This is a genomic window from Streptomyces sp. SDr-06, assembly GCF_003324565.1.
Classification (GTDB): domain Bacteria; phylum Actinomycetota; class Actinomycetes; order Streptomycetales; family Streptomycetaceae; genus Streptomyces.
Genome location: NZ_QOLA01000009.1, coordinates 113,565 through 126,691, shown reverse-complemented (window position 1 = coordinate 126,691; position 13,127 = coordinate 113,565). Strand labels below are relative to the sequence as shown.

At 71.3% G+C, this 13,127-nt stretch carries 6 protein-coding genes; 5 read left to right on the top strand and 1 reads right to left on the bottom strand.

Annotated features, from left to right (window positions below):
• Nucleotides 1–180 precede the first annotated feature (180 nt).
• On the top strand, nt 181–2,214 hold the full coding sequence (locus DT019_RS20100; protein ID WP_114038256.1) for a M4 family metallopeptidase: 2,034 nt from the start codon (nt 181–183) through the stop codon (nt 2,212–2,214).
• A 166-nt stretch (nt 2,215–2,380) separates the two neighbouring features.
• Here the strand turns inward: DT019_RS20100 and glgP are convergent, their stop codons facing one another.
• Nucleotides 2,381–5,014: an alpha-glucan family phosphorylase gene (glgP, locus tag DT019_RS20095; protein ID WP_114038255.1), complete on the bottom strand. Its 2,634-nt coding sequence runs from the start codon at nt 5,012–5,014 to the stop codon at nt 2,381–2,383.
• A gap of 359 nt (nt 5,015–5,373) precedes the next feature.
• Here glgP and DT019_RS20090 point away from each other — a divergent pair, with 359 nt between their 5' ends.
• The 4 genes from DT019_RS20090 (at nt 5,374) to glgB (ending at nt 13,021) form a co-directional block, all read left to right on the top strand.
• The gene (locus DT019_RS20090) at nt 5,374–7,473 is read left to right on the top strand and encodes an alpha-1,4-glucan--maltose-1-phosphate maltosyltransferase (RefSeq protein WP_114038254.1); all 2,100 of its coding nucleotides are present in this window, start codon (nt 5,374–5,376) and stop codon (nt 7,471–7,473) included.
• Nucleotides 7,470–9,176, top strand: a complete 1,707-nt coding sequence (treS, locus tag DT019_RS20085; RefSeq protein WP_114038253.1) for a maltose alpha-D-glucosyltransferase — start codon at nt 7,470–7,472, stop codon at nt 9,174–9,176. Before DT019_RS20090 ends, treS begins: the two co-directional genes overlap by 4 nt.
• Before the next feature lie 143 nt (nt 9,177–9,319).
• On the top strand, nt 9,320–10,687 hold the full coding sequence (locus DT019_RS20080) for a maltokinase N-terminal cap-like domain-containing protein (RefSeq protein ID WP_114038252.1): 1,368 nt from the start codon (nt 9,320–9,322) through the stop codon (nt 10,685–10,687).
• 39 nt (nt 10,688–10,726) lie between these two features.
• Nucleotides 10,727–13,021 (top strand): 1,4-alpha-glucan branching enzyme, encoded by a 2,295-nt coding sequence (gene glgB, locus DT019_RS20075; protein WP_114038251.1) that lies wholly within the window; start codon nt 10,727–10,729, stop codon nt 13,019–13,021.
• Nucleotides 13,022–13,127: the final 106 nt, after the last annotated feature.

Genomic DNA, 13,127 nt, shown 5'->3' with positions numbered 1-13,127 from the left:
GACGTGTTTCGGCCAACTTTTTGACGCGCTCCTGACACCAGTTCTCATCTGCTGGCACTCTCTCCCCGTTCCACGCACACAGTTTTCCCGCAGCACGCTCAGGTGCCGCACCCGCTCCGCTTTGCTCTGCCCGGCCGACCCCACCCAGTCGGCCGGAACCCCCTCGCAGAAGGAGTTCGCGTGAGATCCACGCACCGTCGTCGTGCCACCGCCACCGGCGCCCTGATCGCCGCAGCCGCCATGATCAGTGTCGGCGTCCAGGCAGGTAGCGCCAGCGCACGCCCCGACGACTCCGCGGCCACCGCGGCCCTCAAGGCCCAGGCGGTACGCAACCCGGGCGCCCTGCCCGCGAGTCTCAGCCCCTCCCAGCGCGCCGAGCTCATACGCCAGGCGAACGCCACCACCGCGGCCACCGCCAAGGAACTCGGCCTCGGCGCGCAGGAGAAGCTCGTCGTCCACGATGTGTCCAAGGACCAGGACGGCACCACGCACACCCGCTACGAGCGCACGTACGAGGGTCTGCCCGTGCTCGGCGGCGACCTGATGGTCGACACCGTGGCCGGCAAGACGAAGAACGTCGCCAAGGCCAACAGCGCCCAGCTGAAGGGCGTCTCCACCGCGGCCCCCGCCAACGCCCCGGCCACCGCCGAGGGCCAGGCGCTCAAGGCCGCCAAGGCCGCGGGTTCCAAGGCGGACAAGGCGGACAGCGCCCGCAAGGTCATCTGGATGGTCAAGGGCGCTCCGACCCTCGCGTACGAGACGATCGTGGGCGGCGTCCAGGACGACGGCACCCCGAACAAGCTGCACGTCATCACGGACGCCCGGACGGGCGCCAAGCTGCACCAGTGGCAGGGCATCGAGACCGGTGTCGGCAACACCCACTACAGCGGACAGGTCAGCCTCAACTCGACGCAGTCCGGGTCGAGTTACACCCTGACGGACAGCCCGCGCGGCGGCCACAAGACGTACAACCTGAACCACGGCACGTCCGGCACCGGCTCGCTGTTCACGCAGAACAACGACACCTGGGGCGACGGCACCAACTCCAACGCCGCGACCGCCGGCGCGGACGCCGCCTACGGCGCCGGGGTGACCTGGGACTTCTACAAGAACGTCTTCGGCCGCAGCGGCATCCGCGGCGACGGCGTCGGCGCGTACTCCCGCGTCCACTACGGCAACGCGTATGTGAACGCGTTCTGGGACGACAGCTGCTTCTGCATGACGTACGGCGACGGCGCGGGCAACAACGACCCGCTGACCTCGCTCGACGTGGCGGGCCACGAGATGTCGCACGGCGTCACGGCGGCCACCGCGGGCCTCAACTACGCCGACGAGTCGGGCGGCCTCAACGAGGCCACCTCCGACATCATGGGCACCTCCGTGGAGTTCTACGCGAACAACCCCTCGGACCCGGGTGACTACCTCATCGGCGAGAAGATCAACATCAACGGTGACGGCACCCCGCTGCGCTACATGGACAAGCCGAGCAAGGACGGCGGCTCCGCGGACAGCTGGTACTCCGGCGTCGGCAACCTCGACGTCCACTACTCCTCGGGCCCGGCGAACCACTGGTTCTACCTGGCCTCCGAGGGCAGCGGCGCCAAGGTCATCAACGGCGTGAGCTACGACTCGCCGACCTCCGACGGCCTGCCCGTGACCGCCATCGGCCGCGACAAGGCCCAGCTGATCTGGTACAAGGCGCTCACCACCAAGTTCAACTCCAGCACGGACTACGCGGGTGCCCGCGCGGGCACCATCGCCGCGGCGACCGAGCTGTACGGGGCGAACAGCGCCGAGGTCACCAACGTCACCAACGCCTGGGCGGCCATCAACGTCGGCGCCCGCGCCGGCGGCGGCAACCCCGGTGGCAAGGTGTTCGAGAGCACGGCCCGGGTGGCCATCCCGGACTACCCGGGCGCCGCGGTCACCGACCCGGTCACCGTCTCGGGCATCACCGGCAACGCGCCGTCCGCCCTCCAGGTCGGGGTCAAGATCACCCACACCTACATCGGTGACCTCCAGATCGACCTCGTGGCCCCGAACGGCACCTCGTTCCGGCTGAAGAACTCCTCTTCGGACTCCACGCAGAACCTGGACAAGACGTACACCGTGAACGCCTCCAGCGTCCCGGCGAACGGCACCTGGAAGCTCAAGGTCCAGGACAAGGCCCAGTACGACGTCGGCACCATCACCGACTTCAAGCTGTCCTTCTGAGCCACCCGCCTTCCACGGACCCGGACCCGCGCACGCCGTGAGGTCCCCCTGGAAGCTCACCTTCTGACCAGGCGGCTGGCCGGAAAGTGAAGGTGCCCGGAGCCCATGAGGCTCCGGGCACCGCCCATGTCCGCGGCCGTACGCGCCGTCCGGCCGCGCCCCGGGCTCAGCGCATGAGCACGCCCGCGCCCTCCCCCGTCGCCTCGGTCGGGCCCGCCACCAGGCCCAGCTCCGCGTACGTCGCCAGATGGCGGTGGGCCGGCAGCACCCGGACGGTGTAGCCGAACGGTCCCGTGCGGTCGAGCGCGAGCGGCCCCTCGTACATCCAGCGGCCCTCCAGATCGGGGCCGCCCGCCGGTTTCAGCGGGAAGGTCGCCGCGTCCGCGATGGCGTCGGCCGCGTCCACCCGGCCGGCCACCGCCTGCACCTCGACGTCGTCGGGCCCGAGGTCGCCGAGCGCGACCCGCACCCGCAGCGCGAGCGTGGAGCCGAGCTCGGCGGTGCCGTTGGGCGCCGCGGCCGCGGGCGCCAGCGCCTCGACATGGTCGACGGCGACTTTCGGCCAGGCACCGCGCACCCGCGCCTTCCAGTGCGCCAGCTCCCCCGCCGTGACCGGGTCGAGGGCCCGGTGCGCCGCGGCGGCGGGCGCGTACAGCCGGGTCACATACTCCCGCACCATCCGTCCCGCGAGCACCTTCGGCCCCAGGGTGGTGAGGGTCTGGCGGACCATCTCGATCCAGCGGTCCGGCAGCCCGGTGGGGCCCCGGTCGTAGAAACGCGGCGCGACCCGGTCCTCGATGAGGTCGTACAGCGCGTTGGCCTCCAGCTCGTCGCGGCGGTCCTCGTCGGTCGCGGCGCCGTCGGCGGTGGGGATGGCCCAGCCGAAGTCGGGCTCGAACCACTCGTCCCACCAGCCGTCCAGGACCGAGAGGTTGAGGCAGCCGTTGAGGGCCGCCTTCATGCCGCTGGTACCGCAGGCCTCCAGCGGGCGCAGCGGGTTGTTGAGCCACACGTCGCAGCCCGGATAGAGCTTCTGCGCCATGGCCATGCCGTAGTCGGGCAGGAACACGATCCGGTGGCGCACCCGCGGATCGTCGGCGAACTTCACCAGCTCCCGCACCAGCCGCTTGCCGCCGTCGTCGGCGGGGTGCGCCTTGCCCGCGACGACGATCTGCACCGGCCGGGTCGGATGCAGCAGCAGCTCCATCAGCCGGTCCCGGTCGCGCAGCATCAGCGTGAGCCGCTTGTAGGAGGGCACCCGCCGGGCGAAGCCGATGGTGAGGATGTCCGGGTTCAACACCCCGTCGATCCAGCCGAGTTCGGCCGTTCCGGCGCCGCGCTGGCGCCACGAGGCGCGCAGCCGCTCGCGGGCCTCGGTGACCAGTTGCTCGCGCAGCTCCCGGCGCAGCTCCCAGATCTCGGCGTCCGGGATGTCGGCGACCGCGTCCCAGCGGTCCGAGCCGCCCACGGTCAGCGCGTCCTCGGTACGGCCCGGGCCGATCTGCCGGGCGCCGAGCCGGAAGACCTCGGGCGCGACCCAGGTCGGGGCGTGCACGCCGTTGGTGACGGAGGTGATGGGCACCTCCTGGGCGTCGAACCCCGGCCACAGGCCCGCGAACATCTCCCGGCTGACCGCGCCGTGCAGGGTGGAGACGCCGTTGGCCCGCTGGGCGAGCCGCAGCCCCATCACGGCCATGTTGAAGAGGTTCGGCTCGCCGCCGGGGTAGGTCTCCATGCCGAGCTGGAGGATCTTCTCGACGGGCACCCCGGGCAGCTCGCCGTCGTCGCCGAGGTGGCGGGCGATCAGCTCGCGGTCGAAGCGGTCGATTCCGGCCGGCACCGGGGTGTGGGTGGTGAACACGGTTCCGGCGCGCACGGCTTCGAGCGCGGCGTCGAATTCCAGTCCCTCGCCCGCGAGTTCGCGGATCCTTTCGAGTCCGAGGAAGCCGGCGTGGCCCTCGTTGGTGTGGAACACCTCGGGGGCCGGGTGGCCGGTGAGGCGGCAGTACGCGCGTACCGCCCGTACGCCGCCGATGCCGAGCAGCATCTCCTGGAGCAGCCGGTGCTCGCTGCCGCCGCCGTACAGCCGGTCGGTGACGTCGCGCTCGCCGGGGGCGTTCTCCTCGACGTCCGAGTCGAGCATGAGCAGGGGGACCCGGCCGACCCGGGCCTGCCAGACGGTGGCGTGCAGGGCCCGGCCGCCGGGCAGCGCGAGCGAGACCCTGACCGGGGTGCCGTCCTCCTCCCGCAGGAGCGAGACGGGCAGCTCATTGGGGTCGAGCAGCGGGTAGTGCTCCTGCTGCCAGCCGTCCCGCGACAGGGACTGGCGGAAGTAGCCGTGCCGGTAGAGGAGGCCGACCCCGATGAGCGGTACGCCGAGGTCGCTGGCGGATTTGAGATGGTCCCCGGCGAGGATGCCGAGGCCGCCGGAGTACTGCGGCAGGGCCGCGGTGATGCCGAACTCCGGCGAGAAGTAGCCGATGGCGGACGGGAGTTCACCGCTCTGCTCCTGGTACCAGCGGCGGCCGTGCAGATAGTCGTCGAGGTCGTCGGCGGCGGCGGTGAGTCTGCGCAGGAAGCGGCGGTCCTGGGCGAGCGAGTCGAGCCGGGCGGCGCTGACGGCGCCGAGCAGTCGCACGGGGTCCTCACCCGCCGCCCGCCAGCCCTCGGGATCCACGGCCTGGAAGAGTTCTCGGGTCTCCGTGTGCCAGGACCAGCGCAGATTGCGCGCGAGGTCGCTCAGCGGCCGGAGGGCGTCGGGCAGGACAGGGCGCACGGTGAATCGACGGATTGCCTTCACGCTTCCACCTTCGCAGGGGAGATACGTACCGGGGTGGGCACACCGCGATGTGCGCCCCTCCTTCACTCCCGAAGGTAGTGCCGACGCGCCCCGTCAACCACAGCGCCTCGCGGCGCCGCCCGCGGATTCCGCTTCCGGGCCCGGCGCGCGTCCTGACGCCGCCTCACCTGACCTACGGGTAGGCAAAGTTTGCGCCGCTGTCCACGAAAGGCGCGGCTGTTTCCTTGTCTGAACCGTTACGCGCAGGTAGTTAACAAGCTGCCGGAATGCCCACCCGTACACCGTGGAAGGCTCACTCGGTAACGCAGTCCCGCAGTCCCTCCCGCACGCCATTCGAGTGAACGCGGACAGGAGCGGCCATGCCCGCAGCCGGTCAGCCGTCAACGGAGCAGTTAAAAAGGACAGATTCCCGCAAACGCGGCAAACCCTACCAATCACCCGCAGGTGAGCCCGTGAACCCGAACCCGTCAATCGGCCGCATCCCCGTGCTCGACGTACGACCCGCCGTCGAGTGCGGCACCCGGCCCGCCAAGGCGGTGGCCGGCGAGAGCTTCCAGGTCACCGCCACCGTCTTCCGCGAGGGCCACGACGCCGTCGCGGCCAATGTCGTGCTGCGCGACCCGGGAGGCCGGGCCGGACCCTTCACCCCGATGCGCGAGCTCGCCCCCGGCACCGACCGCTGGGGCGCCGAGGTCACCCCGGACGCCGAGGGCAGATGGACCTACACCGTGGAGGCCTGGGGCGACCCGGTCGCCACCTGGCTCCACCACGCCCACATCAAGATCCCGGCCGGCATCGACACCGAGCTGGTCCTGGCCGAGGGCGCCGCGCTGTACGAGCGGGCCGCGGCCGGGGTGCCCAAGGCCAAGGGGCGGCGCGAGGCGGTGCTGGCCGTGGCGGACGCCCTGCGGGACACGGGCCGCGCCCCCGCGGAGCGGCTCGCCGCGGCCCACGCCCCGGAGGCGGAGGCCGCCCTCGCGGACCACCCGTTGCGCGAGCTCGTCACGGCCTCGCCCCCGATGCCCCTGCTCGTCGAGCGCGAGCGCGCCCTGTTCGGCTCCTGGTACGAGATGTTCCCGCGCTCGGAGGGCGCCGTCCTCAAGAAGCGCGGCAAGCCGGTCTCCGGCACCTTCCGCACCGCGGCCGAACGGCTCCCCGCCATCGCCGCGATGGGCTTCGACGTGGTCTATCTGCCCCCCATCCATCCCATTGGCACCACGTACCGCAAGGGCCCCAACAACAGCCTGAAGGCGGGGCGTTGGGATGTCGGGGTGCCCTGGGCGATCGGCTCGCCCGACGGCGGGCACGACGCCGTCCACCCCGACCTCGGCACCCTCGACGACTTCGACGACTTCGTGGCCGCCGCCCGCGAGCTGCGCCTGGAGGTCGCGCTCGACTTCGCCCTCCAGTGCTCCCCGGACCACCCCTGGGTCGACAAGCACCCCGAGTGGTTCCACCACCGGGCCGACGGCACGATCGCGTACGCCGAGAACCCGCCCAAGAAGTACCAGGACATCTACCCGATCGCCTTCGACCGGGACATGCCCGGCCTGATCGAGGAGACGGTGCGGCTGCTGCGGTTCTGGATGGGGCACGGCGTACGGATCTTCCGCGTCGACAACCCCCACACCAAGCCGGTCGTCTTCTGGGAAAGGGTCATCGCCGAGATCAACGGCACCGACCCGGACGTGATCTTCCTGGCCGAGGCCTTCACCCGGCCCGCGATGATGCAGACCCTGGCAAAGATCGGCTTCCAGCAGTCGTACACCTACTTCACCTGGCGCAACACCCGGCACGAGCTCACCGAGTACGTCACCGAACTGGCGGGCGAGTCCGCGCCGTACATGCGGCCCAATTTCTTCGTGAACACCCCCGACATCCTGCACGCCTACCTCCAGGAGGGCGGCCGTCCCGCCTTCGAGGTGCGGGCGGTGCTCGCCGCCACGCTCTCCCCGTCGTGGGGTGTCTACGCCGGATACGAACTGTGCGAGAACACCCCGGCCAAGCCAGGCAGCGAGGAGTACCTGGACTCGGAGAAGTACCAACTGCGGCCCCGCGACTGGGAGTCGGCCGAGCGCGAGGGCCGCTCGATCGCCCCGCTGATCACCGCGCTCAACCGCATCAGGCGCCGCCATCCGGCGCTGCGGCAGCTGCGCTCGGTCCACTTCCACGACACCGGGAACGACGCGCTGATCGCCTACAGCAAACGGGCGGGGTCGAACACCATTGTGGTGGTCGCCAACCTCGACCCCCACCACACCCAGGAGGCAACGGTCTCGTTGGACATGCCGGCACTCGGCCTCGCGTGGGACGAGTCCGTCCCGGTGCGCGACGAGCTCACCGGTGAGACCTACCACTGGGGCAGGGCCAATTACGTGCGTCTGGAGCCGGGCCGAGCGCCCGCGCACATCCTGGTCCTGCGACCGTCCCCGCCGATCGGAGGGTCACCCACACCATGATCGTCAACGAGCCCGTCCACGACACCTTCGAGGACACCCCCGCCAAGGATCGCGACCCCGAGTGGTTCAAGCGCGCGGTGTTCTACGAGGTGCTCGTGCGGTCCTTCCAGGACAGCAACGGCGATGGCGTAGGGGATCTCAAGGGCATCACCGCCAAGCTGGACTATCTGCAATGGCTGGGTGTCGACTGCCTCTGGCTGCCGCCGTTCTTCAAATCCCCGCTGCGGGACGGCGGCTACGACGTCTCGGACTACACCGCCGTCCTGCCCGAGTTCGGCGACCTCGCCGACTTCGTGGAGTTCGTGGACGCCGCCCACCAGCGCGGCATGCGCGTGATCATCGACTTCGTGATGAACCACACCAGCGACCAGCACGAGTGGTTCCAGGAGTCGCGCAAGGACCCGCAGGGTCCCTACGGCGACTACTACGTCTGGGCCGACGACGACAAGCAGTTCCAGGACGCCCGGATCATCTTCGTCGACACCGAGACCTCCAACTGGACCTTCGACCCGGTCCGCAAGCAGTACTACTGGCACCGCTTCTTCTCCCACCAGCCCGACCTCAACTACGAGAACCCGGCCGTGCAGGAGGAGATCGTCTCCGCGCTGCGCTTCTGGCTCGACCTGGGCATCGACGGCTTCCGCCTCGACGCGGTGCCCTATCTGTACCAGGAGGAGGGAACCAACTGCGAAAACCTTCCGGCAACGCATGAGTTCCTCAAGCGGGTGCGCGCCGAGATCGACGCCAGCTACCCGGACACGGTGCTGCTCGCCGAGGCCAACCAGTGGCCCGAGGACGTCGTCGACTACTTCGGCGACTACGCGAAGGGCGGCGACGAGTGCCACATGGCGTTCCACTTCCCGGTGATGCCGCGCATCTTCATGGCGGTGCGGCGCGAGTCGCGCTACCCCGTATCCGAAATCCTCGCCAAGACCCCGGCCATCCCGCGCAACGCCCAGTGGGGCATCTTCCTGCGCAACCACGACGAGCTCACCCTCGAAATGGTCACGGACGAAGAGCGCGACTACATGTACGCCGAGTACGCCAAGGATCCCCGGATGCGGGCCAACATCGGCATCCGGCGCCGGCTCGCCCCGCTGCTCGACAACGACCGCAACCAGATCGAGCTGTTCACCGCGCTGCTGCTCTCGCTGCCCGGCTCGCCGATCCTCTACTACGGCGACGAGATCGGGATGGGCGACAACATCTGGCTCGGCGACCGCGACGCGGTGCGGACGCCGATGCAGTGGACCCCGGACCGCAACGCGGGCTTCTCCTCCTGCGACCCGGGCCGGCTCTACCTGCCCACGATCATGGACCCGGTCTACGGCTACCAGGTGACCAACGTCGAGGCGGCCATGGCCTCGCCGTCCTCGCTGCTCCACTGGACCCGGCGGATGATCGAGATCCGCAAGCAGAACCCCGCCTTCGGGCTCGGCTCGTACACCGAGCTGATGTCGTCGAACCCGGCCGTCCTCGCGTTCCTGCGCGAGCGCCGGGACGACCTGGTGCTGTGCGTGCACAACTTCTCGCGCTTCCCGCAGCCCACCGAGCTGGACCTGAGGGCGTTCAACGGGATGCATCCGGTCGAGCTGATCGGCGGGGTGCGCTTCCCGGCGATCGGCGAATGGCCGTATCTGCTCACCCTGGCCGGCCACGGCTTCTACTGGTTCCGGTTGCGGAAGGACCCCGCCACCGCCTGACCCGCCGCCCGGGGCGAGGCGGTTTCGGCCGCTTCGCCCGGGGCACTCTGAACCCCGAACCCCGCGCGCCGCCGGACAGCTTCTGTTGCAATCCGGGACACTCTGCGCAACTCGATGTGTGCCCGGGGAAAGGATGCGCCGCCATGCCCAAGGCCGCACCGCCCCGTACCACCGGCCTTCCCCTCACCCGGCTGCTGACCTCGCTCGCCCCGCTCCTGCACGAATGGCTGCCCCGGCAGCGCTGGTTCGCGGGCAAGGGCCGTCCCGTCACGGACTTCGCGCTGCTCACCGCGACCGAGCTGCTGCCCGGCTTCCTGCACCTGCTTGTCCGCACCGAACACGCACCGCCGCCGGTCCCCGCCGAGGCCGCGGCGGCGCCCGCCGACTGCTACCAGCTCCTGCTCGGGGTGCGCGACCAGCTGCCGCCCCGGCTCGCCCCCGCCCTGATCGGCCGCGCGCACCACGGCCCGCTGGCCGGGCGCACGGTCTACGACGCCCTCCAGGACCCGCAGTCCGCGGCGCTGCTCCTGGAGCGGCTGCGCACCCCCGGCTCGGTGGGCCCGCTGAGCTTCGAGCACGCCCCGGACGTGCGGGTCCCGCCGGGCCTGGCACCGCGGCTACTGGGGGTGGAACAGTCCAACTCCTCGCTGGTGTACGGGGATTCGTACATCCTGAAGGTGTTCCGCCGGGTGCAGCCGGGTGTCAATCCGGATCTGGAACTGCCGTGGGCGCTGGCCCGCCAGGGCTGCGACCGGGTGCCCGCCCCGGCCGCCTGGTTCCGCACCTCCGAGCCCCAGGACGCGACCCTCGGCGTGCTCCAGCCGTTCCTGCGCGGCGCCGAGGACGGCTGGACCCTGGCGCTCGCCTCGCTCGCCGAGAAACGCCCCTTCACGGAGGAGGCGTACGAACTCGGGCGGGCCACCGCCGAGGTGCACCTCGCCCTCGCGGAGGCCTTCGCGCCGATCACCCTCGGCCGCCCGCAGACGGCGCTGATCGCGGCCGCGATGACCGAGCGCCTGGACTCCACCGCCCAGGCGGTGCCCGCCCTCGCACCTCATGTGCCGGGCCTGCGCGCGGCGTTCGAGGCGGTCGCGGCCCTCGATTCGGCGGGCACGGCGCAGCGCGTGCACGGCGATCTCCACCTGGGCCAGGCCCTGCGGCCCGCCGACGGCCCCTGGTCGGTGATCGACTTCGAGGGCGAGCCGGCCCGCCCGCTCGCCGAGCGCCGCCGCCCCCAGCCCCCCGTCCGCGACGTCGCGGGCATGCTGCGCTCCTTCGACTACGCGTCGTGCTCCGCGCGCCCGCCCGACCCGCACTGGGCCACCGACTGCCGGGACGCGTACTGCGCGGGCTACGCGGCGCGGTCGGGCTCCGACCCCCGCGAGTCGCCCGAGCTGCTGCGCGCGTACGAGACCGACAAGGCGGTGTACGAGGTGCTCTACGAGGCCCGGCACCGCCCCGACTGGCTGCCCGTGCCCATGGCGGCGATCCGCCGCCTGGCCGGGTCCTGAACTCACCCGTGCACGACCTCACTTGAGGAGGCCCACCCCGTGACCCCGCGCCCCGCCCGCAACTCCTCCGAACCCGCCCCCCGCGCCGCCAAGGCCGCGGCGCCGGCGGAGAAGCCCGCCAAGGCGCCGCCCGCGCCGCGCCGGGCGGCGAGTCGTGGCGTACGCCCCGCGCCCGCCCTCGCCGCCGCGGACCGGGCCCGCCTGCTCGCCGGCGGCCACCACGATCCGCACGCCCTGCTCGGCGCGCATCCGGTGCGCGGCGGGGTGGCGTTCCGGGCGCTGCGCCCGTACGCGCAGGCCGTGACCGTGCTCGGCAAGGGCCTGCGGGCCGAGCTGCACGACGACGGCGACGGCCTGTTCTCCGGGGTGCTGCCGCTGCGCGAGATCCCGGACTACACCCTCCTGGTCACCTACGAGGACACCGAGATCGAGGTGCAGGACCCGTACCGCTTCCTGCCGTCGCTCGGCGACCTCGACCTGCATCTGATCGGCGAGGGGCGGCACGAGGAGCTGTGGACGGCGCTCGGCGCCCGCCCGATGGCCCACCAGGGCGTGACGGGGACCCGGTTCACGGTGTGGGCGCCGAACGCCCAGGGCGTCCGGGTCACCGGCGACTTCTGCTACTGGGACGGCACCGCCCACCCCATGCGCTCGCTCGGCTCGACCGGCGTGTGGGAGCTGTTCCTGCCCGGCCTGGGCGACGGGGCACTGTACAAGTTCGACATCATGCGCCCCGACGGGAGCCACACCCTGCGGGCCGACCCGATGGCCCGGCGCACGGAGGTGCCGCCCGCCAACGCCTCGATCGTCACCGAGTCGCACCACGTCTGGCGGGACCAGGACTGGATGGCCCGCAGGACCGCCCGGCCGGTGCACGAGGCCCCGTTCTCGGTCTACGAGGTCCATCTGGCGTCCTGGCGACCGCGCCTGACGTACCGTCAACTCGCCGACCAGCTGCCGACCTACGTCAAGGACCTGGGCTTCACGCACGTCGAGTTCCTGCCGGTGGCGGAGCATCCCTTCGGCGGGTCCTGGGGCTACCAGGTGACGGGCTTCTACGCCCCGACGGCCCGGATGGGGACGCCCGACGACTTCCGCCACCTGGTGGACGCGCTGCACGAGGCGGGCATCGGCGTGATCGTGGACTGGGTGCCGGCCCACTTCCCCAAGGACGACTGGGCGCTCGCGCGGTTCGACGGGCGCACCCTGTACGAGCACGAGGACCCGGCGCGCGCCGAGCACCCCGACTGGGGCACGCTCGAATTCGACTACGGCCGCAAGGAGGTCCGCAACTTCCTGGTGGCCAACGCGACGTACTGGTGCGAGGAGTTCCACGTCGACGGCCTCCGGGTCGACGCGGTGGCCTCCATGCTCTACCTGGACTACTCGCGCGAGGACGGCGAGTGGAGCCCCAACGAGCACGGCGGCCGCGAGAACCTGGACGCGGTGGCCTTCCTCCAGGAGATGAACGCGACGGTCTACCGGCGCTGCCCCGGCGTGGTGACCATCGCCGAGGAGTCGACGGCGTGGGACGGCGTGACCCGCCCCACCGACCACGGCGGCCTGGGCTTCGGCCTGAAGTGGAACATGGGCTGGATGCACGACTCGCTGGGCTACGTCCAGCACGAGCCGGTGCACCGCAAGTACCACCACAGCGAGATGACGTTCTCGATGGTGTACGCCTACAGCGAGAACTACGTGCTGCCGATCTCGCACGACGAGGTGGTCCACGGCAAGCGGGCCCTCGTCTCGAAGATGCCCGGCGACTGGTGGCAGCAGCGCGCCACCCACCGCGCCTACCTGGGCTTCATGTGGTCCCACCCCGGCAAGCAACTCCTCTTCATGGGGCAGGAGTTCGCGCAGGGAGCGGAGTGGTCGGAGGGCCACGGCCCGGACTGGTGGCTGCTCGACCCGTCCTACAGCGCCGAGTCGGACCACCGGGGCGTACGCGATCTGGTCCGCGACCTGAACCGGGTGTACGAGGCGCAGCCCGCCCTGTGGCAGCGCGACACGGATCCGGCGGGCTTCGCCTGGGTGGCGGGCGACGCGGCGGAGGACAACGTGTTCGCCTTCGTCCGCCGTGACGCGGAGGGCGCGCCGCTGCTCTCGGTCTCCAACTTCTCTCCGGTGGTCCGGTCGGAGTACCGCCTGGGCGTGCCCGAGGTGCCCGGGGCGTGGCAGGAGATCCTGAACACGGACGAGTCCCGCTACGGCGGCGGAGGCGTGGGCAACCCCGATCCCCTGAAGCCGGAGCCGACCCCCTCCCACGGCCACCCGGTGTCGCTCTCCCTCACGCTGCCGCCGCTGGCCACGGTGTGGTTCCGGCCGGTGTGAGGGCTCGACAGGCATCAGCGGCCGGGGCGGCCCTCACGGGGTGATCCACGGACAGCCGAAGGCCCGCCCTCGACAAGGGGGCGGGCCACGGCGGCGCGCTCAGGGG